The sequence below is a fragment of the Bacillus sp. T-10(2022) genome, from assembly GCF_056502895.1.
Genome location: NZ_CP113518.1, coordinates 2,183,015 through 2,204,548 on the forward strand (window position 1 = coordinate 2,183,015; position 21,534 = coordinate 2,204,548).

The 21,534-nt window shown below is 36.9% G+C and carries 28 protein-coding genes and 1 pseudogene; 21 read left to right on the forward strand and 8 right to left on the reverse strand.

Annotated features, from left to right (window positions below):
- Positions 1 to 18 precede the first annotated feature (18 nt).
- The 5 genes from OSJ91_RS10715 (at position 19) to OSJ91_RS10735 (ending at position 4,645) form a co-directional block, all read left to right on the forward strand.
- The gene (locus OSJ91_RS10715; protein WP_241594277.1) at positions 19 to 252 is read left to right on the forward strand and encodes a DUF896 domain-containing protein; all 234 of its coding nucleotides are present in this window, start codon (positions 19 to 21) and stop codon (positions 250 to 252) included.
- 223 nt (positions 253 to 475) lie between these two features.
- Positions 476 to 2,479 carry a transketolase gene (gene tkt / locus OSJ91_RS10720; protein WP_350302193.1) on the forward strand — a complete coding sequence of 668 codons (2,004 nt, stop codon included), beginning with the start codon at positions 476 to 478 and terminating at the stop codon, positions 2,477 to 2,479.
- 297 nt (positions 2,480 to 2,776) lie between these two features.
- Positions 2,777 to 3,217, forward strand: a complete 441-nt coding sequence (sirA, locus tag OSJ91_RS10725) for a sporulation inhibitor of replication protein SirA (protein ID WP_485891534.1) — start codon at positions 2,777 to 2,779, stop codon at positions 3,215 to 3,217.
- A gap of 84 nt (positions 3,218 to 3,301) precedes the next feature.
- On the forward strand, positions 3,302 to 3,517 hold the full coding sequence (locus tag OSJ91_RS10730) for a YneF family protein (RefSeq protein ID WP_034312934.1): 216 nt from the start codon (positions 3,302 to 3,304) through the stop codon (positions 3,515 to 3,517).
- Positions 3,518 to 4,384: 867 nt separating this feature from the next.
- Entirely contained in the window at positions 4,385 to 4,645 is a 261-nt protein-coding gene (locus OSJ91_RS10735) for a hypothetical protein (RefSeq protein WP_485891535.1), read from the forward strand.
- Positions 4,646 to 4,841: 196 nt separating this feature from the next.
- Here the strand turns inward: OSJ91_RS10735 and OSJ91_RS10740 are convergent, their stop codons facing one another.
- Positions 4,842 to 5,111 carry a hypothetical protein gene (locus OSJ91_RS10740; protein ID WP_350302207.1) on the reverse strand — a complete coding sequence of 90 codons (270 nt, stop codon included), beginning with the start codon at positions 5,109 to 5,111 and terminating at the stop codon, positions 4,842 to 4,844.
- A 415-nt stretch (positions 5,112 to 5,526) separates the two neighbouring features.
- On the opposite strand from OSJ91_RS10740, the gene OSJ91_RS10745 reads away from it, so the two are divergent.
- The 3 genes and pseudogenes from OSJ91_RS10745 to OSJ91_RS10755 all read left to right on the forward strand — a co-directional run.
- Positions 5,527 to 6,093 (forward strand): hypothetical protein, encoded by a 567-nt coding sequence (locus tag OSJ91_RS10745; RefSeq protein WP_485891536.1) that lies wholly within the window; start codon positions 5,527 to 5,529, stop codon positions 6,091 to 6,093.
- A gap of 575 nt (positions 6,094 to 6,668) precedes the next feature.
- Positions 6,669 to 6,932: a hypothetical protein gene (locus OSJ91_RS10750; protein ID WP_350302209.1), complete on the forward strand. Its 264-nt coding sequence runs from the start codon at positions 6,669 to 6,671 to the stop codon at positions 6,930 to 6,932.
- A 158-nt stretch (positions 6,933 to 7,090) separates the two neighbouring features.
- A pseudogene (locus OSJ91_RS10755) lies at positions 7,091 to 7,177 on the forward strand (YneF family protein); the annotation flags it as partial.
- 319 nt (positions 7,178 to 7,496) lie between these two features.
- Here the strand turns inward: OSJ91_RS10755 and OSJ91_RS10760 are convergent.
- Genes OSJ91_RS10760 through OSJ91_RS10770 form a run of 3 tightly spaced genes read right to left on the reverse strand, consistent with a single transcriptional unit; the run spans position 7,497 to position 9,236 of the window.
- Complete coding sequence (locus OSJ91_RS10760) at positions 7,497 to 8,633, reverse strand: zinc-dependent alcohol dehydrogenase (protein WP_350302210.1); 1,137 nt, start codon at positions 8,631 to 8,633, stop codon at positions 7,497 to 7,499.
- 13 nt (positions 8,634 to 8,646) lie between these two features.
- Entirely contained in the window at positions 8,647 to 9,009 is a 363-nt protein-coding gene (locus OSJ91_RS10765; protein WP_350302211.1) for a spore coat protein, read from the reverse strand.
- Positions 9,010 to 9,020: 11 nt separating this feature from the next.
- On the reverse strand, positions 9,021 to 9,236 hold the full coding sequence (locus OSJ91_RS10770) for a spore coat protein (RefSeq protein WP_413016934.1): 216 nt from the start codon (positions 9,234 to 9,236) through the stop codon (positions 9,021 to 9,023).
- A gap of 184 nt (positions 9,237 to 9,420) precedes the next feature.
- Here OSJ91_RS10770 and OSJ91_RS10775 point away from each other — a divergent pair, with 184 nt between their 5' ends.
- The 6 genes from OSJ91_RS10775 (at position 9,421) to OSJ91_RS10800 (ending at position 12,595) form a co-directional block, all read left to right on the forward strand.
- Positions 9,421 to 9,627: a hypothetical protein gene (locus OSJ91_RS10775; protein ID WP_137024438.1), complete on the forward strand. Its 207-nt coding sequence runs from the start codon at positions 9,421 to 9,423 to the stop codon at positions 9,625 to 9,627.
- Positions 9,624 to 9,923 (forward strand): spore coat protein, encoded by a 300-nt coding sequence (locus OSJ91_RS10780; protein WP_350302213.1) that lies wholly within the window; start codon positions 9,624 to 9,626, stop codon positions 9,921 to 9,923. The genes OSJ91_RS10775 and OSJ91_RS10780 overlap by 4 nt, the downstream gene beginning before the upstream one ends.
- Before the next feature lie 177 nt (positions 9,924 to 10,100).
- The gene (locus OSJ91_RS10785; protein WP_101221650.1) at positions 10,101 to 10,520 is read left to right on the forward strand and encodes an RrF2 family transcriptional regulator; all 420 of its coding nucleotides are present in this window, start codon (positions 10,101 to 10,103) and stop codon (positions 10,518 to 10,520) included.
- 100 nt (positions 10,521 to 10,620) lie between these two features.
- Positions 10,621 to 11,004, forward strand: coding sequence for an IDEAL domain-containing protein (locus OSJ91_RS10790; protein WP_350302214.1), 384 nt, complete (start codon positions 10,621 to 10,623; stop codon positions 11,002 to 11,004).
- Between the two features lie 51 nt (positions 11,005 to 11,055).
- On the forward strand, positions 11,056 to 11,370 hold the full coding sequence (gene trxA / locus OSJ91_RS10795) for a thioredoxin (protein ID WP_485891537.1): 315 nt from the start codon (positions 11,056 to 11,058) through the stop codon (positions 11,368 to 11,370).
- 103 nt (positions 11,371 to 11,473) lie between these two features.
- A complete protein-coding gene (locus tag OSJ91_RS10800) occupies positions 11,474 to 12,595 on the forward strand; it encodes an NADH-dependent flavin oxidoreductase (protein WP_350302216.1) in 1,122 nt (373 codons plus the stop codon).
- A gap of 576 nt (positions 12,596 to 13,171) precedes the next feature.
- On the opposite strand, the gene OSJ91_RS10805 is transcribed toward OSJ91_RS10800, so the two are convergent.
- From OSJ91_RS10805 to OSJ91_RS10815, 3 genes are all read right to left on the reverse strand, one after another.
- The gene (locus OSJ91_RS10805) at positions 13,172 to 14,326 is read right to left on the reverse strand and encodes a hypothetical protein (protein WP_485891538.1); all 1,155 of its coding nucleotides are present in this window, start codon (positions 14,324 to 14,326) and stop codon (positions 13,172 to 13,174) included.
- A 566-nt stretch (positions 14,327 to 14,892) separates the two neighbouring features.
- Positions 14,893 to 15,291, reverse strand: coding sequence for a DoxX family protein (locus tag OSJ91_RS10810; RefSeq protein WP_034312918.1), 399 nt, complete (start codon positions 15,289 to 15,291; stop codon positions 14,893 to 14,895).
- 634 nt (positions 15,292 to 15,925) lie between these two features.
- Entirely contained in the window at positions 15,926 to 16,285 is a 360-nt protein-coding gene (locus OSJ91_RS10815) for a DUF4183 domain-containing protein (protein WP_350302218.1), read from the reverse strand.
- Positions 16,286 to 16,420: 135 nt separating this feature from the next.
- On the opposite strand from OSJ91_RS10815, the gene OSJ91_RS10820 reads away from it, so the two are divergent.
- Positions 16,421 to 16,801 carry a DUF4183 domain-containing protein gene (locus OSJ91_RS10820; protein ID WP_350302219.1) on the forward strand — a complete coding sequence of 127 codons (381 nt, stop codon included), beginning with the start codon at positions 16,421 to 16,423 and terminating at the stop codon, positions 16,799 to 16,801.
- Positions 16,802 to 16,986: 185 nt separating this feature from the next.
- Here OSJ91_RS10820 and OSJ91_RS10825 read toward each other — a convergent pair whose 3' ends face one another.
- Complete coding sequence (locus OSJ91_RS10825; protein ID WP_084737866.1) at positions 16,987 to 17,160, reverse strand: aspartyl-phosphate phosphatase Spo0E family protein; 174 nt, start codon at positions 17,158 to 17,160, stop codon at positions 16,987 to 16,989.
- A gap of 257 nt (positions 17,161 to 17,417) precedes the next feature.
- Between OSJ91_RS10825 and OSJ91_RS10830 the strand changes: the two genes are divergently transcribed.
- The 6 genes from OSJ91_RS10830 to OSJ91_RS10855 all read left to right on the forward strand — a co-directional run bounded on the left by OSJ91_RS10830 (position 17,418) and on the right by OSJ91_RS10855 (position 21,425).
- Entirely contained in the window at positions 17,418 to 18,125 is a 708-nt protein-coding gene (locus OSJ91_RS10830) for a cytochrome c biogenesis protein CcdA (protein WP_485891539.1), read from the forward strand.
- A 403-nt stretch (positions 18,126 to 18,528) separates the two neighbouring features.
- The gene (locus OSJ91_RS10835) at positions 18,529 to 19,005 is read left to right on the forward strand and encodes a CcdC family protein (protein ID WP_137018031.1); all 477 of its coding nucleotides are present in this window, start codon (positions 18,529 to 18,531) and stop codon (positions 19,003 to 19,005) included.
- 153 nt (positions 19,006 to 19,158) lie between these two features.
- Positions 19,159 to 20,214 carry a YeeE/YedE thiosulfate transporter family protein gene (locus OSJ91_RS10840; RefSeq protein WP_413016945.1) on the forward strand — a complete coding sequence of 352 codons (1,056 nt, stop codon included), beginning with the start codon at positions 19,159 to 19,161 and terminating at the stop codon, positions 20,212 to 20,214.
- Between the two features lie 40 nt (positions 20,215 to 20,254).
- A complete protein-coding gene (locus OSJ91_RS10845) occupies positions 20,255 to 20,482 on the forward strand; it encodes a sulfurtransferase TusA family protein (protein WP_048685981.1) in 228 nt (75 codons plus the stop codon).
- Positions 20,483 to 20,610: 128 nt separating this feature from the next.
- Positions 20,611 to 20,916, forward strand: a complete 306-nt coding sequence (locus tag OSJ91_RS10850; RefSeq protein WP_350302222.1) for a DUF3219 family protein — start codon at positions 20,611 to 20,613, stop codon at positions 20,914 to 20,916.
- A gap of 80 nt (positions 20,917 to 20,996) precedes the next feature.
- Positions 20,997 to 21,425, forward strand: a complete 429-nt coding sequence (locus OSJ91_RS10855; protein ID WP_137018029.1) for a DUF2621 domain-containing protein — start codon at positions 20,997 to 20,999, stop codon at positions 21,423 to 21,425.
- Positions 21,426 to 21,534 lie beyond the last annotated feature (109 nt).

Sequence of the window (21,534 nt, forward strand, 5' to 3'; positions counted from 1 at the left end):
TTATGAAGGAGCGAAATTATGTTATCAAAAGAAAAAATAACCCGTATTAATGAACTTTCTAAAAAGGCAAAGACTGAAGGTTTGACGGAAGTTGAGGCGAAAGAGCAAACCCAATTGAGAAGTGAGTATTTGGAAACATTCAGAAAGTCCATGACCGATACGTTGGAGCATGTGAAAGTCGTTGATCCAGAAGGTAATGACGTCACTCCTCAAAAGATAAAAAATATAAAAGAAAAAAGAAACTTACATTAATGCTTGAATTCCTCTCATGGAACGAGGATCCTATTAGCATTTATGAGTAAAAAGGGAGTGCATGCATGTATGTATTCTCCTATTTAGTTTAATCTAAATAGGGGGCTTCTCTTATTTCTAGAAAATTTTAATATTGAGGCAGTAAATAGTGATTTTAGTTGTGATATTATGCTTGTCACTATAATATAAAGAGGTACATTACAGGAAGGGATGTTTTTACAATATGTTAGATAAATTAGATGCACTTTCTATCAATACGATTCGTACATTATCAATTGATGCAATTGAAAAGGCTAATTCCGGCCATCCAGGTATGCCAATGGGGGCAGCGCCGATGGCGTATAAACTATGGACCGAATATATGAACCATAACCCGAAAAATCCAGATTGGTTTAATAGAGATCGCTTTGTTCTTTCAGCTGGACATGGTTCTATGCTGTTATACAGCCTTCTTCATTTATCGGGCTACGGCTTATCTATCGATGATTTGAAAAGCTTCCGTCAATGGGGCAGTAAAACTCCAGGACATCCTGAATTCGGACATACGGCTGGTGTAGATGCAACTACCGGGCCGCTTGGACAAGGTATCGCAATGGCAGTCGGAATGGCAATGGCTGAACGTCACTTGGCAGAAAGCTATAACCGCGATTCTTATAATGTGGTCGATCATTATACATATAGCATTTGTGGAGATGGAGATTTAATGGAAGGTGTTTCTGCAGAAGCCGCTTCATTAGCTGGACATCTACAACTCGGAAGACTTGTTGTTTTATATGATTCTAATGATATTTCCCTTGACGGCGATTTAAGTCAATCATTTAGTGAAAGCGTAGCAGACCGGTTCAAATCTTATGGATGGCAATATATCCGCGTTGAGGATGGCAATGATCTTCAGGAAATTGCTAAAGCGATTGAAGAAGCGAAAACCGACGATGCACGCCCAACATTAATCGAAGTGAAAACGGTTATTGGTTACGGTTCACCAAACCGTTCAGGTAAATCCGCTGTTCACGGCGCTCCGCTTGGTGCAGATGAGCTTAAATTGACAAAAGAAGCATATAAATGGACATTCGAAGAGGACTTCCATGTTCCGGAAGAAGTGTATTCACACTTCAATGAAGCTGTTGTTGATGCTGGCGCTCAAAAAGAAGAAGCTTGGAATGAATTGTTCAAAAATTACAAAGAAGCACATCCTGAGTTAGCACAGCAATTGGAGCTGGCCATCAAAGGTGAACTGCCTGCTGAATGGGATCAGGAAATTCCGGTCTATGAAGAAGGTAAAACATTAGCTTCCCGTGCTTCAAGTGGGGAAGTGCTAAATGCGATTGCCAAACGGGTCCCTAGCTTCATTGGGGGTTCTGCGGATTTAGCCGGATCTAATAATACTGCCATCAAAGGTGAGACTGATCTATTACCTGGTAATTACAGCGGCCGTAATATATGGTTCGGTGTACGTGAATTCGCTATGGGTGCGGCTTTAAATGGAATGGCACTTCATGGTGGATTAAAAGTATACGGAGGAACATTCTTCGTATTCTCTGATTATCTACGTCCTGCCATTAGAATGGCAGCACTAATGGGACTGCCTGTAAACTATGTATTCACTCATGACAGCATTGCTGTAGGGGAAGACGGACCGACTCATGAGCCAATCGAACAATTGGCATCATTGCGTGCAATGCCTAACCTAGGGGTAATCCGTCCAGCTGATGGCAATGAAACGGCAGCAGCGTGGAAAGTGGCTATGGAGTCTACAAATAAACCAACTGCCCTTGTACTGACTCGTCAAGGATTGCCAACAATTAAAGACACTTCCGAAACTGCGTATGAAGGTGTTTCAAAAGGTGCTTACATCATCTCTGCTTCTAAGAAAGAAGTAGCCGATGCATTACTTCTTGCGACTGGTTCCGAAGTGAACTTGGCTGTGGAAGCACAGAAAGCTTTAGCGAACGAAGGAATTGATGTTTCTGTTATCAGCATGCCATCATGGGATCGATTTGAAACTCAATCTAAAGAATATAAACAAAGCGTAATCAATCCGGCAGTGAAGAAACGTCTAGCTATCGAAGTGGCTTCACCGTTTGGTTGGGATCGTTATGCAGGTGATGAGGGTGAAATATTGGCCATCAATCATTTCGGAGCTTCTGCACCAGGCGGCAAGATCATGGAGGAATTCGGTTTCACTGTAGAAAATGTAGTTGCTCGCGTTAAGGAAATGCTTAACTAATAGTAATGGAGAACTGACACCAACTAGTTTGGTGTCAGTTTTTTTATCAAAAACAATCCTGATTTATATTGCGTGCTCCTATTCTAAAGGGAAATCTTCCATTCGACAAAAAAAGAAGAAAATTTCTCCAGCAAACAACATATCTTTTTAGTTTGTCAATATATAATGAGAATAAATAAATTTCGTTTAAATGTGTCAGTTAAAGGGGAAAGTTATCAATAGTGGAAAATAGTGGAGAGGTACCTGGTGGTTAGTTGTTTTCGTGACCAAAATAGGAAAGCTAGGAGGCATTGGCTGATGAGAACCTATCAAATTTATTTAATCGAAGATGAATTTGCCCATCATTATTATGGAAGAGAAAAGCTATTTTTCAATTTGTTTTTGGAGTATATTCAAGCAAAGGGCAGACTGAAGAGTATTTTGCAAAAACAAATCGAATATGTCACCAAAACAGTCCCGATTATCCAGTTGCAGTTAGCTATTGAACAACGTTTGCAAAAAAAGATGAATTATTGGTCTCAAAATGGAAAATACTATTTAGAAAAAACAAACGGATCAAGTAAAGCCGTTTTAATCATTCAGCATGATTCCATTACTCTAAAAGCTGAAGGAGACTATGAAGCGGAGACGGCTTTCTTTGAAAGTATTCGAAAATATGAAGCGAGTTTTCTGGCCCTTGATTTTGAACATGAAAAATACGGTTGGTTAAAACCGATAAAAGAAAGAAAATTTGTCTAAATGGGGGACTTTTCAGTAGCGGGTATTGTATAATAACCTTTGGTCTAGTACACTGATGTTAGACAACACGAAGGAGGAAATAGTATGTGGGTTTACATTCTAGTTGGCGTACTGGCATTGATTGCTGGAGTAGTGCTGGGATTTTTCATCGCTCGTAAATACATGATGGATTACTTAAAGAAAAATCCGCCAATTAACGAACAGATGCTGAAAATGATGATGATGCAAATGGGTATGAAACCATCCCAAAAGAAAATTAATCAAATGATGAGCGCCATGAATAAACAACAAACAAAATAAGTTAGCATGAATCCTTGATATATCAATGTTCTTGGAAGATTGGATGCAAAATTTTATATAATATCGAAATGGTTGATCCATTTAGACTGAATCCTTCCACCGATTTTATATAAAATTTTGGTTTATCTTTCATTTTTGTTTCTTAAGCCACTTTTTCTGAATGAATGATTCAGTAAAGGTGGTTTTTGTTTTGGAATTGATAGATATAATTGAAGAGTATGATTATCATTGTTTAGCAAAAGGATTTACGAAGAAAACGATGATTAACAAGCGACAAGAGCTTAAACAAATGAGGATCCTTTAAGCAGCTTTTTGTGAGCTTTTGGCCTTTCAACTCACCTCATTGGATTTCCTGTTATATATTCCTCTTTTACACAACAATTTAAAAAAACTGAACCATCTTATGCATCGATATAATACTTGCAGCTTGTAAACCAGCCTTTTGTTTACTCCTAATATAAGCTTTTAAATCAAAGAGATACCATTATGATTGTCAAAGGGAAAGGAATAAGGAGAGGATAGTATTCATCAGTCCGGCTCTTAAAAAGGTACTGATCAAGTATGAAAGATATAGAAAGGAATATATCATGGATAAGGAAATAAAAGAAGATTGTTATTTCCTTAAAATTAGCACATGCAGATAAGATGGATGAAATGTTGACTTATATCCTAAGCAAGAAGATGGTGAATTATTAATGACCATCAATAGGCTGTTACTAGAAATGAAGATGATCAATGAAAACTTTACATATGGTAATTACAATCAGAATAAGGTCAGTAACTAAATGGATATTAAAGAAGCTTATATAGAAGAATTTTTCAACCTTACAAAACGTACATTCGTTAGACAGACTTGAACGTAAAATTATGATTAATTGGAATAAAGTTAAGACAGTGTGTATTGGAAAAGGTGATGTAACAGAAGAACATAGGCTAACTACCAAGGATGAAATTCAATTAATCATGCAAGTTGAAGATGAGGTAATGATTGAATTAGGTTGTGAGGATAAGCAGGATATAGTTAAGAAGGAAATGTGGAAATACAATAAGAAAGAAGTCAATAAGATTCTAACAGAGAAAGCTAACATTATTAGGAATGTAGGTAAACTTACACGAAATAGCCAATAAAGTTGTTTTCTAGCTCACTTTCCAAGTGCAGGAAAGTTCCTTGGATCAGAACGCTATGAAAAAAGATAATTTGCGTCCAAACTTCAACCTGGATTCCTATAGTATAGAACTATTAGAAAGAGAAGATTTAGTATTGAAGGCATCCGAGTAATCGGGTGTTTTGTATTTGGATGAACTTTATACATAGAAAAAGCACTTAACCTAAATGGTCGAGTGCTTTTTGAGTCTTATTTAATACTTCTTTATTCTTATTAATGAAAACTTTATTTCTTAATATCATTTCTTTATTATTAAGCTCATCAATCAGTTCGGTAGTATTGTCCAGTTTCTCTAGAAGTGAGACTATTGATGGCATTGCTAATAATTCATGGAAAGCTATGTTTGTTTTAGTAGATAAGATTTTTAGCTCAGTAAGTTGACGAGGAGATAAAAAAGACTCAAATGGTTGCCTTTCATTTATTTCCATGATTGTACCCTCCATATGATGATGAATTATTAAATTGTAATTTAATTATAAAATAGATAAGTTCAATAAATGTATTAATCATGTAAAGATTCGATGAATTGCAGAATAAAGGAGGGATTTGAGTAATTGGGTGTTTTTTAATTTTGCGAAAATACATAGTCGAAAGTATCACTTTCCCTAAGATACCTTATGGGAAAGATGATCAAATTGAATTAAATGCTAAATCCATAAACTAAGAGATAAGCTGAGAGAGATACCAAAACCATTCAACCCTAGGTCAAGTTACGATGCTCCTAAGATTTATAGAAACCTCAGTGAGAAAATGTTACTGAACTATTATTCGAATAAAACTTTATTTACCATGAAATATATTTTATATAGTGGTAAATTTAGACAGGGAAGATGTTAATGTATTATGGGTTTTAAAAAAGGTATGATTTCCATTATTTCTTTTGTTTTATTTGTAGGTATTGTATTTTCACCGATTTCTATCCAAACAAATCAATCGTCGGCATATGCTGCTACTACAATTGAAAAGGATAAAATTCTATCAGTATTAGAAGTTATACAAAATGGTATTGTTGAAGAAAATGATGAAATTAAGTTAAACTTAGATTATGCTAAAGAAAATGGTCTATCGACTGCTGAAGTTAACAATCTCCAACAGGCACTTATTGGAATTTCTTCAGATGATTTAAAAGAAATTGAAAGCGCAACAGCATCATTAGAGAACGAAATACTTAAACAAGACGATTTTATTCAAATAAACGAACTTTCAGCGTCAGCTATAGGTAGACATTCTCCACCGCCTTCAGGTTTCGAAAAGGCTTTAAAACTTGTATTTGGGGCTGTTGTTGGGATGACTGTTGCTACTTTAATAGTTCAAGACTTGTATAAATTAGGAGCTTATTCTGCTTGCCACAAATGGGGTAAAAAGAAACCTAAAGTTAAAAAGGCTTGTAAAGCACTAGGATACTGGTAAAATATCCGAAACTAAGGGGGAAACACATTGTTTGACATACCTGACTTTTCGAGAATAAAAATGCTGAAATTATCGTTACATTCTTTGCTTTTATGCATTTTATTAAGCTTAGTTGTTTAATTATCAACGATGTTTTTTCAATTATCGTTGATAAAAGAATTAATTTAAATTTATTTTTTATTCCAATAATCATGGTTTTTTGGGTTTTGATAGCAGTTAAAAAACCAACATACCAAAAATGATTTCTGGATAGGAGTCTGGGCACAATGCTCAGACTTTTTATATTTGTCTAAATAAGGGAGTGTTAACCGTGAATCAATTCATGCATGACATGACCCGTGACAGAAAGAGAGTCTAATTGAGTATTGGTGGTTATGGTTAATATAATTACTATTACAGCAATGTACGGATCGATAGTTAAGTGTAAGTAGGACTAAGAAGTTAAGGACATGATGAGTATGCAACTACTTAAGCTATGCAGTAAGAGTGGAGAACTAATGACTCAAGGTAATGGTGCTATGTGTGATGAGTGTAAGGATAAGGGGAAGGGTCGAATTTAAAAGGGGATATTTAAAATGACAACTCAAACAATTGAAATCAAAAAAATATTCGTATCAGTCGATAATGCTGCACAGTGGATTGTGTTAGAAGAAGAAATGCAAGCAGGGTTCAATTATCGACTTGCTTCAATTGAAGACCTTCATGATTACGTAGCTGGCACAGGTGAGATATTTACATACAACGTTGAAACTGCAGAAGGTGTTGCTAAATGGCATACTGAAGAATTTCACGAAGAGTCTCCAATGGATTACATCTGTAAATATCGGGTGATTAACTAATTAATAACAGATACCTTCCTTTTATTATAAGAGAAGAAAGATAAACCTAAAACTAGTAGTAGGAATAAAAAGTTATAGACAAAATTCAATTTAAAGGTATATTTTTCTCAACAGAACAAGTGAGCCTAAAGGGAACAAAAAATGTATCAGGGTTTTTCATGATGATGATGCAAATGGGTATGAAACCATCCCAAAAGAAAATTAATCAAATGATGAGCGCCATGAATAAACAACAAACAAAATAAGTTAGCAATTATAAGATAAGCAAATCATAACTACCTTGAAGAGTGAATCTTTCATCATAAATTTTCCTTGTTTTTGCTTTATCTTTCGTTACTAATCCGAAACTTCTTTCTCTGGTGGGAACTAAATCAGAGAGAGGGGTTTTTTGTGTTGGTAGGGGATAAGCAAGAGGGCAATCAGGGAGCATGAAAGGTTTCATATAGAGGAAATCTAGTTCATGAGACTTTCAAAACACAGGATTCATCAAATTCAGAAACTTACTATATTTCATGTATGGTTTCTGAATTTGAGTGCCTGGCCATTCAATTTTACATATAATACTTACGGTTTTAAGACGACTTTAATGCATCCGTCTGTCCTTGTATCGAATACTTGGTAACCATGTTTAGCTTGATCCAATGGTAGTACGTGGGTTACGACATCGCCGGGATCCACTTTTCCTTCGGATATGAGTTTATAGAGATATGGCATATAAGGAATAACAGGAGCTTGTCCGGTCTTAATATCCACGTTTCTTTGAAAAATATCTCCTAGCGGAAATCCGTTATAACGCCCACCGTAAACACCGGTAATTTGAATGGTTCCTGCTTTACGTACGGCTTGGGAAGCAATTACAAGACCACCCATGGCACCTCCGTGTAACTTAAGGCCTGTTGCAAGATATTCCATAGGCGTCATTTTACCGCTCATGCCCGAACAATCAATTACGATATCAGCTCCGCCTTTAGTTATTTCTTTGAGATATTCGCCAACGTTTTCATATTGTTCAAAATTAACCGTTTCAACTTTATTTGTCCTTTTTGCATGTTCTAAGCGATAGTTGAGATAATCGACGGCTATGACCCTTTTCGCTCCTTTAAACCAAGCGAATTTTTGAGCGAGTAATCCAACGGGACCACAGCCCAAAATGATGACTGTATCACCAGGTTTAACTCCTGCATGGTCTACACTCCAAAATGCAGTTGAAGCGGCATCGGCGAGTAATACCAATTTCTCATCTTCGACCTCACAGTCTTCTGGAATCTTAAAGGGAGTGAAATTCCCATAAGGAACCCGCATGTATTCCGCTTGTCCACCCGCATACCCACCTGTTGTTTCTGAATATCCAAAAAAGCCTCCCATTTCCCCATGAGGATTTGAATTATCGCACTGACTTGTAAGATCGTTGTCGCAATACCAGCAGCTTCCACAACTAACATTAAATGGGATGATTACACGATCTCCCTTTTTCAATTTATTTACACCCGGACCAACTTCCTCGACAACCCCCATTGGCTCATGGCCAATAACATAATCCGTTGGCATATTTGGAATCATTTGATGAATCAAGTGCAAATCCGAACCGCAAATGGCTGAAGTTGTAATTTTTACGATAATATCATCTGAATTTTTGATATGGGGATCCTTAACCTCTTTAACCTGCACGTTTTTACTGCCCTGGTAAGTTACGGCTTTCATAAAATTTCCTCCTCTATTTATTCGGCGTCGCAAACATACCGAGTCTATCTGTATCGTTAGGAAATAACTTCATCCCAGCGATGCTGACTGCCATATCAGCTGATTTCAGATCCAATTCAACTTGCTTTCCAACATCATTTGGATAGAGCCAGCCTTTACTTATCATTAAATCGGTTATTGCTGCATGTAAATCAATGGATTGCTCCATTTGCCGGTATAATGCTTTTCGCAATTCTGGACTTGCTGTTTCTGACAAAGCGATACCATACGTATGAATACCGCTTTTGACCGTCAGTAGGAAATCCAGGGCAAAAGAGGAATCTGCCATTTCAGGCATATGTTCAGCACCTTGGGGATCTAAAAAGTCCATTTCCATTAAAGCTCACCTCATTGTTTATAGTTTGTTCGGGCACCTTCGTAAAAAGTCTTTAGTTCATTAATGGCTACTATGGATTGTTGTACGTCCTTTTCCATTAATGCTTTCAAATCATTATCAAAACAAATTCCTTGCATCAATTTGGATTTCATTAAACATATTGTTTTAAAATTTATTATTTCATGCGTCTCCATGGTCTCGTGAAATGCGAGCTTTTCATTTTCCATTCACTCACCTCCTAAGTCTAGGTAACAAAAGTAATTTTCCCTATTCAACACTCAGGTATACAGAGGACTATATGTTGTTTTCCAATTGGTTTTAACCTTCTAAAAAAATGAAAAGGAATGAATAAGAGCTTTTGAACAACGAAAGATAAGTAAGTGATTGTTACTGAAAGGAGAGATACTTCTAGTGGAAAAGTTGGGACTGCATGAAACGTTAGAACTGCATGAAATATTGAATTTCAAAAGCCTTTGTCTATCAAAAGCTTCTACAATGAATGGGTTAGTCCAAGATACGGAATTAAAAAACATTCTTTTACAAGACATGAGCAACGGAAGAGAGCATATTCAAAAATTACAGGAAATCCTGGTAAACCAAGGCGAGGGAAGACAATGACTAACTTTTTGCAAAATATGGCGGGGATGGGTGGTATGACCGATCAGGTGATTGCTACTGACTTTCTGAATTCTGCCAAATCAGGAATAAGGAATACGGCTTTCGCCATAACAGAAACAGCTTCACCTGAATTGAGGGCTGCATTACGGGAACAGCTTAGGGTTGCTGTAGAAACACACGGGGTCATTAGTGATTATATGATCTCGAAAGGTTATTATCATCCCGGGGATATCAGTGAACAATCACAAGTGAATATAAGAGCGGCAAATACTGCAATTACCCTTTCGCAACAATAAGTAGTAACCAATTGTTGAAGATGGTCAATGAAGCCTCCTATCCTAAGTGGATAGGGGGAATTTCAATGCAATGAAAAAGTAATCAACAAAGTTTAGGACTCGGTTGAGTTTTTTGAGTTGACTTTATCAACTGTAAACATTAAAATTACAGTAATCTCCTTGAGGAGGATGCGAAAAGTGAATAGTGATTTTACAATAGCTGTGCATAGTTTGGTCTATTTAGCTTATCTACCAGATCATATGGCAAGCAGTGAGTCTATCGCAGAAAACGTTTGTACAAACTCGGCAAGGATTCGGAAAATGATGAGCTGCTTAAGAAAAAAGGGATTTGTTAAAACGAAAGAAGGTGTGGGCGGAGGCTATATTCTAGACTGTAATCCTGAAGAGGTAAGTTTGGCAGATATTTATATAACGGTCTCACATGGAACCTTGAAACCGAAATGGTGTACAGGTGATCCGGAGAAAAAATGTGTCATATCCTCCAATACCCAGGTAGTCATGGATCAAATATTCGATGAAGCAGAATTGTATTTTGAAAAATATTTGGAAGATATAACTCTCAGCACTTTTTTGGAAAAAATTAAACAATGTCCGTGATATTGATTTAGTTTTTTCTTTGCACAAAATGTATATTTTATTAATACAGTTAATAACTATAGTTTTAATATTAAATGAACATAAAAGGGGTGTTAAGGAAATGGTTGAAAACAATCTGTTCAAAAATGGGGATTGGGTACAGGGAAAATCAAGAGATGGAGAACTTATCCATGGTTTCGTTGAAAACGTGAGTGATAATCGTGAAATTGTTAAAGTGAATGTGGTGGAAAGTGACAATGAAAAAGCGGTTGGAAAATCGATTTGGATTCCAAGTAGATGGACTGAAAAGCTGCCGGATCTAGAAATCAGTAACGAAACACATCTTTTGGCTTTAATTGATTTGGCTTTACTTTCTAAAGATGAAACATGGTTCATGGAGTTATCCGGTAAATTGGAATCCATCAAAATCCATCCTAAAATGAATGCCAGGAAATCAGAGGCTTTTATCCCGGGAAATAGAATCGCAAATTTTGATTTAAAATAGATGGTGAGTAAAGACCATAAATATTTCGGATAATACAAGGAGGAAATGATCATGACAATAGAACATGTTACAGATGATAATTTTGCTAGTGAAATCAAGGAAGGTTTAGTATTGGTTGATTTTTGGGCACCGTGGTGCGGTCCGTGCAAAATGATTGCCCCAGTTCTTAATGAAATCGATGAGGAAATGGGTGATAAGGTTAAGATCGTAAAACTTAATGTGGATGAAAATTCAAATACGACAAGCGAATATGGAGTGATGGGAATTCCAGCGCTTATTCTATTCAAAGATGGAGAAAAGGTAGATCAAGCTATTGGCTTCCAGCCAAAAGAAGCCATTTCGGCATTAATCGAAAAGTATGCATGATATTTAAATTAGTTTGCGGATTTGATTTGATTTGATTTGATTTGATTTGATTTGATTTGATTTATTATACAAACCGGTGGGTTACAAAATGGAGGATTACTAAATGAATTCTAAATATACACCATTATTTGAATCGTTCAATTTAGGAAAGGGAATAGAATTGAAAAATCGATTGGTGATGGCGCCTATGACAAATTTCTCTTCTAATTCTGACGGTACCGTTACCGACGCAGAAGTTAATTATTATGAACGCCGGTCAAGCGGTGTCGGCATGGTTATAACGGCATGTACTTACGTGACGGCTAATGGCAAAGGTTTTCATGGGGAATTTGGCGGAGATCAGGATGAATTGATACCTAGTCTAAGTCGTTTGGCATCAGCGATTAAAGCGAAAGGGGCAAAGGCAATTCTCCAGATTTTTCATGGCGGCCGAGAGGTTCCACCGGAATTAGTAGATGGCGATGTTGTCAGTGCAAGCAATATACCGTCGGAAGGCGAAGGGAAAGCAGTTCCTCGTCCACTTTCTGAAAAGGAAATAGAATCGATCATTCTCGACTTTGGTGAAACCACCCGACGTGCCATTGAAGCGGGATTTGACGGAGTGGAAATTCACGGTGCTAATGGTTACTTGCTTCAGCAATTCTTTTCGCCTCATTCAAACCATCGTGAAGACAAGTGGGGCGGTTCTCTTGAAAAGCGCCTGACCTTTCCATTAGCGGTTGTGGATGAAGTGAAAAAGGCTGTTGCTGAACATGCCAAGGATCACTTCATCGTAGGATATCGTTTTTCACCGGAGGAGCCGGAAACACCAGGAATCACCATGGATGATACTCTAGCATTAATTGATGGACTTGTAACAAAGGATTTGGATTATCTTCATGTTTCATTAATGGATTTCTGGTCGAAAGCAAGACGGGGAGCCGACCTTGACCGACCTCGGATAGAAATTATAAAAGAACGTATCGGAGATCAAGTTCCCGTCATTGGAGTTGGTTCCATCTATACAGCGGATGATGCGATCAAAGCACTGCAATCCGGGATTCCGTTAATTGCATTAGGCCGTGAAATCATAATCGATCCTGAATGGGTACAAAAAGTGGAACAAGGCAGGGAAGCAGATATCGTGACAAAAATAAACAAAGATAATCAGCTGCAACTTGATATTCCAGATCCATTATGGCAAGCAATCATCCACTCTCCAGGATGGTTTCCAGGGGTAGAATAAAGTAAAAAATAAAAAATGCATTATACTTTTCAAAAAACCCCGGATAAGGAACACATATAAAAGTGTTCCTTATCCAGGGTTATTTATGTTTATAGAAGAGTCATTGAATAGAGTAAAGAATCTATATAGTTATTTTTAGATTGAATCCTTGAAAAGAAAGAATAATTGAGTGTTTTTTCCAACTGTTTATTTCTAAAGGCAATATAAAAAAGAGCACCCAATTCGAGTTATAGAAGAATATAATAATCATCGTTATCAATAGGGCTAAAGAAAAGGCCCTGGTACAATACCGGGACCACTTATTAGCTGCTTAGGCACTTTTTTTATTGCCCGTAAATAGGGGCACAGTTCATCTATACGACGAGGGCTTTATCTGTAAGTTTATTTTTTTGTCTTTTTCTCTCGTATTTTAGAGGGCAGATTAAATACAAAATGGTAACCAAAGTAGAAGTATATTAAAAAAAATAATGTATACTGCCATCCGGAAAACACTACATAGAATCTAATAAAAAAGTATACTAATCCAAGTAAAACGAAGTTTATTATTTCTAAATGATAAAATTTAATTTTAAACAATTAAAAGTTTATCCTTCCATTTCTAGGTTTATAATCGATTCCGTCAAGGTATATAGCTACCCTAGCTCCAATATCAAAATATACAATAGCATAGTTTATTGCATAAACAGCACTAACAGCAAGAGCAGGTGCTCCCCATGCAATTAATCGACTTTTAACTGTTTTAGTAAAAACTCTTGCTGCTTCTTTCTTCCCTTTCTTAACAATAAATGCTTTCACAGAACCAGCAGCTACGCCAAACACTGCCATGTCCAAAGCCACATTAATACCAACAGCAACTGTTTTATTTGATAAACTCAGGCCTAATCGCTTGCTCATCGCACTTATATTGCTTCCATTTTCAGAGTATAAATCAATTACAGCTTCTTTCACAATATCAGCTTCGCTTGGTGACATGACTGTTATATTCTCATCTAAGGATTCATTAAATACTTGAAGTTCTTCTGCCGACATCTCTTCTATGCTTGGAATATCTTCAAACATCGCTTCTTCTTCGGGAGTGATTTGCTCTATAACACCATTTTCATCGAAATCATATGTTAGTAATGAAGATATTGTAGCATAAGAGATTGGGCTTGCACCATTTTCGAAGATAGCAGTAACACGAACGTAATAGTAAGGACTTTTTGAATAATCGTACATACCATCGACTTCAAAAGCTTTTTTGTATAAAGAAGTTGGATCAATAGATAGTTCCATACCAGATCCATCTCTTAAGTAATCAATCATACCAGACTCTATATGTTTTGGAGTAGGGAACATTTTTTTGCCTTTAGTTGTCCATTCAGTTATATCACCGTTAACAGTAAAGTAGTGGTGTTTAGATCCGTTAAAGAGAAGAATTTGATATTTTTGAGCATTTGCTACAGGCTCCCACGATACATCTAGATAACCTGTACCGGTGCCATCATCGTAAGGGATTGCTTCAACAAAAGGCGATTCCATGCGTTCGTATTTTGTATTAATAGTTCTACGTTCAATAATATTAGGTGCGGGTTTTGGTGCAGACACAGGTTTGCTTAGTGAATCTTCAAAGACAGCTAAATCAATCATAGACTTGTTTACTTCTGCTTTTGGCTGCTTCGTAGGCAACATTGAGACAAAGAGGGTGAGTGCCAAACTGCATAATAAGACTTTTGCAACAATTTTTTTCAATGGTTTCTCCTCCGTTAATTGTTTGAAAGGTTTGGAATAACCTTCCTCTTAACAATAAACAAAAGAGAATTATAATAAATTTCTAAAATAAAATGGGTTATTTTGAAAATGAAACACTATTAATTTGTTAGGTCCTGCGACAGCCTAACAATCTACTTTCGTTTATTGAAGGAATTTGTATAGCCTTCAGGCCTATTTTCATTGAAGAGGGGTTTCCCTATGCGGGAATGTTGTAAAATATCCGGTAGATCTTCATTTTTCCAATCTGGATAAATTTCAATAATGGATAGAAGATAAGAAACTGTATGAGAAGACTCTGATAATAATTGATATGAACTTTTAGACTAGTACCTAGGGACAATAGTAAATGTACTTGATTTTAAGGGGAATCTTAAATGGAAAATCACTTGTTGGAAGTCTGATCCTAATGCATTCGTACCAAAGATTAGAATCTGGAGAAAATATGCTCTGGTTCTTTCTAAGGAAAAAGTAAAAACACGGAGTGGTTATAGCCAACTCCGTGTTTTTCATAATCATAATATAGGGATTATTAAACCAAATCTTCCTTAAAATAGAAAGGAATCAAGAGAGTAAGGTCCAGCTCCGGTTAGCGCAACGCCAATCGCCACTGCAAGAATGGCAAGATTATATTCATAACCGTTTTGAGTTGCCCAGTAGCCATTTGCTCCATGGACTTTAACGATCGCAACGAGCATTGTAAGTGCAATTAATATACCTGCAAAGGGTGTAAGGAGACCTAAAGCAAATAACGCTCCGCCAATAAGTTCAGATAGACCGGCAAATAGGGCCATGGTAATTCCTGGCTTCATCCCAATTGAATCAAACCAGCCTCCTGTACCTTTCAAGCCATGACCGCCAAACCACCCAAATAATTTTTGAGCTCCATGTCCAACAAACGATAACCCTATTACTATACGTATAACTAATAAACCAATACCAATCATTTATGATTCCTCCTGGAAATTTATTTTTATTTTAGATATCTTTAATTCGAGGTTTTCCTTTAAAAAAATATGAGGTATTATCTCGAATTAATTTATCTTTAATTAAAGATAATATTTTTTTAGTGATTTGTCAAACATAATTTTATCTCTTAAGGTTTATTTCAACAGGGCGGGTTTTGGAAAACAGGTGATCTTAGCCTGGAGCAAAACAATAAATCAGTAACATTCCTTTATCGTACTGTAGGTTAGCTTCAGCATGAATTTCATAAACGGATGCCCTCCTGCTACATCTTTCTTACTCGTGAATTTCACACTTTTACTCGTGAGTTTTGCTCATTTACTCGAGAATATTTCTGATTTACTCATGAGTTTGGCGCGTTTACTCGTAAATTCCACTTAACTCATGCGTTTTAGGCGTTTACTCGTGGGTTTTACGCAATTACTCGTGAATTTCACGCAATTACTCGTGAGTTTTACGCAATTACTCGTGAGTTTTAAACTTTTACTCGTGAATTCCGCGCAATTACTCGTATATTACTCAATTTTACTCATGAACAGTATATGAAATTCAATTTCAATTTTATTGTAGGTGCCGACCTGGAATTAAGGAATCGTTTAGGAACAGGCCGCTCATTTAAATAATGAACATTTGCAATATGATTGGTGTCCCTTTTATTGGGATATCAATCGTATTCAATTTAAGTTTTCCTTTTTCAACGGTGTAATTATCGTGGGGCTGCAATACGCCATTTATGAATAAATTCATATAGGATACTTTTGATGGATCCAGTATTACCTGATTTTCTATGTCAGTTATTCCGTCTTTTTCTTCATAAATCCGTTGGCAGCCATTTGCAATAGCATAAAATTCATAAGAAATGATTCTTTTTGGGATTCTCGTGCGAACTTCGTTGGGAGAGCACATAGGGAAAAACAACAAAGGTCTCGGGATTTCTGGATCCTCTTTAATGAATCGGCAATATTTACTGTTCATTTCTAAAACTCTCCCCTTTTCTTATCTCCTATACATTTTATAAAAAGTAAGGATTATCGTGAGGACCATTTTTGAAAATTGTCTATACAATTCCTTTCGCAAAGTCATAGCATGGAGAGAAGAGAGGTGAATATTTTGCCGTTAAAAATAATGAAGTTAGCGATTGCGGCTACCTCGGTGATTAATGTGAATCCACTGATCACGCGATTATTTTATGAGGCGACTGCCACATCGACTGGTCCAACCACGCTTTCAATTGATCCAGCAAGTTTTTTCTCGGATACTGGTGATCCTGCGACTGTACTGCCTGCATTAAGTGCGGAAAACAGTTCATATGAGGTGTTTATTAATGGGGTACTGCAAATGGAGGATTTAACAACATACACACCAGGTGCCACTGGGGTAGGAAGTCTTGTGATCACTGTTCCGGACGGTTCTTCCATCTTAGCTGGATCTCCTATTGTTCTTGTTGTGACAAACTATGCACCGACATCCGATGTTGATATTGCAACATGATTTCTATGCATTATTTTAAATGAAAAAACAGGAAAACAGGCAGTGCCCATAGCGCTTGCCTGTTTTTTAATATAGCAAAGGATATGCCTATGTATTCAAATTGAGAAAGAATGTAAAAAGGGGAGATTGACAGCAAAATAAATCATATAATAACATATGTGGTTATCAATGGGAGAGGTACTGGGTTAAAAATTTGTACCGGTTTTATAAAAAAGTTCATTATATTTATTTAATAATTGATCAAGTTGCTGGCTGTATTCAACGGCAACATGTGAGTTTAAACCATCTTTAGCGACAATCTTTATAAGTTCATTTCTCTTCAATTCAATCTGTTCGAGAAATTCATTCTTTTTAGCCATTATATTTCCTTTCTGGCCCCAACATATTTTCATGGTACCATTAATTTATGTGTTCGTTGTAAAATCTGTATGAATATAACAATTATATCGGCTTGGACTAATGAATTCAAATAAGTTATCTTATGGAAAATTAAACCGTCGCCCCATTCTGTTTTTAGGCAATTGGCTGTCATGAAATATTCACAGTTCCATAAATGTATTTTTTTATCTTATTTGTTACAATGTTTATAGGTTGACATACATAGGAGTGAGCTTATTTGAATGATATTAATATGTTTTTAGCATTTGGGGCGGGATTCCTGAGTTTTATTTCGCCATGCTGCTTACCGCTATATCCGGCCTTTTTATCTTATATCACTGGTATGAGTGTAGGTGAAATCAAATCCGAGAACGCCATGCTCCAAAGAAGAAGCATGCTGCATACCTTATTCTTCCTGCTTGGGTTTTCTCTGGTTTTTATTGCAATAGGTTTTAGCACATCATACCTAGGTTCTTTCTTCTCGGATTACAAAGAATTAATTCGTCAGATTGGCGCCATCCTGATTATCATTTTTGGTTTATTCATTGTAGGAATCTTTCAGCCGAGATCTTTGATGAAAGACAGCCGCTTTGAATTCAAGAACCGACCTAGCGGATATATAGGTTCCATTCTTATCGGACTTGCCTTTGCCGCTGGATGGACCCCTTGTGCAGGTCCGTTGTTAGGCGCTGTCATTTCACTGGGTGCAACTAATCCTAGTGCTGCCATGAGCTATATGACTGCCTATATTTTAGGATTTGCCATACCGTTTTTCATATTATCCTTCTTTGTCGGAAAATTGAAATGGATCAAAAAGTACAGCCAATACATCATGAAGATTGGCGGATATTTAATGATTGTAATGGGTGTGATTTTGTTTTTTGATTGGATGACCAAAATAATTGCAGTCCTGTCTAGACTATTCGGTGGCTTTACGGGTTTTTAGTCCATAATAAGTTATTTTTTCAATAATCTAGTTGGTTGCCTGCTATTAGGACTGAAGGTGTCAATTTCGTTGATTTTGGGGTCACTAAGCTGTCGGTATATCAAAATTAAATTCTGACCTAAGAAATTAAGAAGGAATTTCAGGCCGCAAAGGGTATAATATGCTCTCTGCTATAGGTGGTCAGCAAAAATATGGTTATCGAAGGCTATAGAAGCCGTGGTGCAAGATTTTATCTTCAAGCCTTTTGACGAGGGCGGGGCATTGGAAGCATCAAAAGGGAGCTTATTTAAGAACACCTCCTTGTTTATCTCAAATAGGTAATATATACTTTGTTTATAAATTGAAGTCATATATAATTTTTAATGGTACTTACCTATTTTTAGTTTAAAGGGATGGTTAATAGATGATATATATATCAACAGGTATAGCGATTGTGATGGCTATAGGTGTTTTCATATTACGTATGAAGGAAACGAAAAAACCAGTGAATGAAAAGAAAATCATCTTACCGCCGCTGTTTATGAGTACGGGTGCTTTAATGTTTATTTTCCCGATGTTCCGTGTTACTCGATACGAATTGCTGGAGGCTATTGTTGCAGGGATGTTATTTTCCATCTTATTGATTAAAACATCTAAATTTGAAGTAAGAGATGAAAAAATTTATATTCTGCGCTCTAAAGCGTTCATATTCATATTGATTGGGCTCATGGTGATTCGACTGGTGGCAAAACTGATGCTGGGGAGCACGATAGAAATCGGTGTATTGAGCGGAATGTTTTTCTTACTTGCTTTCGCGATGATCGTTCCGTGGAGAATTGCCATGCTTTACCAATATAAAAAAGTTAAAGCAGCCAGTTTCGGCGGAAGCAGTATGGTGTGATAATCTAAAAAACCTGAGTCGATATTCATGATGACTCGGGTTTTTCATTTGCCTGGAAACTTTTCATGAGTAAAAAAATATGCAAAAACCTAGTAATTTCATCCGGATTATATTATATTAGTATTATTATTTTATTTAAGGAGGAAACGGTACATGTTACAAATGATTGTGTTTGGGATTATTTGTGGTTTACTGCTGGGATTTGTGCTTCAAAGAGGCCGTTTCTGTGTTGTTGGTGCATATCGTGATTTGATTTTAGCTAAAGATGGACGGATGTTTTTGGCTACTTTTGTTGTAATAGCAATACAAAGTATTGGTGTTTATGCATTGAATGATACAGGAGTCATTCAGTTTGGAAATGATGGTTTTCCATGGTTGGGAACAATTGTGGGTGGCTTTATTTTTGGTATTGGTATGGTTCTGGCAGGGGGTTGTGCCACTGGAACATGGTATCGTGCCGGAGAGGGCATGATCGGAAGTTGGGTTGCCCTTTTTGGATATATGCTAGGGGCAGCAATGACGAAATATGGTGTATGGAAAGTGGCAGGGGATAATCTGTTATCTTATCGTACAAATGATACGTATATTCATGAAACGTTAAATGTTTCGCCTTGGGTGCTTGTGATTATTGTGACACTCTTGGTTGGCATATTGGTGATTCGTGAATTGAGAAAGCCGAAACTGCCAATTTTTAAAATGAAACCGAAAAAAACGGGATTGGCCCACATCTTATTCGAGAAACGTTGGCATCCTTTTGTTACAGCATTATTGGTGGGCCTTATTGCAATCATGGCATGGCCGCTAAGTGCAATGACAGGCCGAATGTTCGGACTTGGAATTACAGCGCCTTCCGCGAACATTTTAACTTTCCTTATAACCGGAGATGATGCGTTAATCGATTGGGGTACGTTTTTAGTATTGGGCATTTTCCTCGGTGCTTTCATTGCAGCCAAAGGGAGCGGGGAATTCCGTTGGCGTTTGCCTGATATGAAAACGTTACGTAACAATGCAATTGGCGGTGTAACCATGGGATTCGGCGCAAGTGTTGCCGGGGGATGTACAATCGGAAATGGTCTGGTGAACTCGGCGCTATTTGCTTGGCAAGGTTGGATCGCAATTGTCTTTTTCCTGCTGGGTACATGGGTAGCAACTTATTTCACGATTATCCGTAAGCAAAAGCAGACAGCAGCTGCATCCAAAGCGGCTTAAGAGACGAGCCGAAAATTTTTGATCAAGGAGTGGAATATAAATGGCAAAGGTATTGGAAACGACTGGGATGGTATGTCCATTCCCTTTAGTGGAAGCAAAAGAAGCGATAGTGGACATGGCAAAAGGAGAGGAATTGATCATTAATTTCGATTGCACACAAGCAACGGAGAGCATTCCGCGTTGGGCTGCTACTGAAGGTCATGAAATCACGGAGTTTGAGCAAATCGATGACGCTAAATGGCGAATAATCGTGAAAAAGGGAAAGTAAATTGATTGGAAAAAAACGTGCTCGGGTTTCCTGTGCACGTTTTTCTATTTTACAAGGTTGAATGATTGGCGCTGGAAGCTCCCAGTGATAACATGGCTTTAACCACTTTTTTTAAGGAGATGTTGATAATGGTAGACGAGGTCATTTTAAACGATGTTCCAATTCATGTTACTGATTTTCATGCTGAAAATGTAAAGGATTCTGAAGGTAAGGAAATGAGGAAAATCAGTTTCAATTTCAAGGTTACACATAATGAATATCATGATATTACAACACTGCTTTATCAAATGGTATTTGATATAAAGATACCACAGTCAAACGAGGAGTTTAGAGCAGAGATCTTTAACTATGCAACTTCGGTAACGAATCTATATGAAGAAAATGCGGTGGGGGATTTTTCGCTTGTCTTGCTGGAAGTGAACGGTCCAGAATGATTGCATTGCCAGTCTTGTAAAGATATGGGTTACTGTCTATAATAATAGTGACGATCATTCTATACATATGAGGTGGTACTTTGCTTAGCGGATGGTTTTTATGGTTTATTCTATTTTGGGTAGCCCTGTTAATTATATTGATGAGCATAGGTGGCTTTTTCATGTTTCGAAAGTTCCTGAAAAGATTTCCCAAAGAAGATGGGAAATCCGATATGGATTGGGAAGAATACTATTTGGAGCAAACAAAGCACTTATGGTCAAAGCAGCAAAAGGAATTACTAGAAGATTTAGTGAGCCCTGTGCCAGAACTTTTTCGTGATGTTGCACGTCATAAAATCGCAGGGAAAATCGGAGAGTTGGCGTTAAAGGAAAAAGCGGGCGATATTACGGAAGATTTAGTAATACGCGGCTATATCATTGCCACACCAAAACGTGACCATAAATTTTTACAAAAAAAATTAGCTGAAAGAAAGGTGAATATGGGTCCATATGAACACTTATTCAGCTAATGATGAAAAAAGCAGACTCTTTTGGAGTTTGCTTCAGTTTGTAGACAAAAGGGGTTCAGAATAAAAAAATTTCGAACCCCTTTTAAAATTCCCTTTGAAATTTTGACCA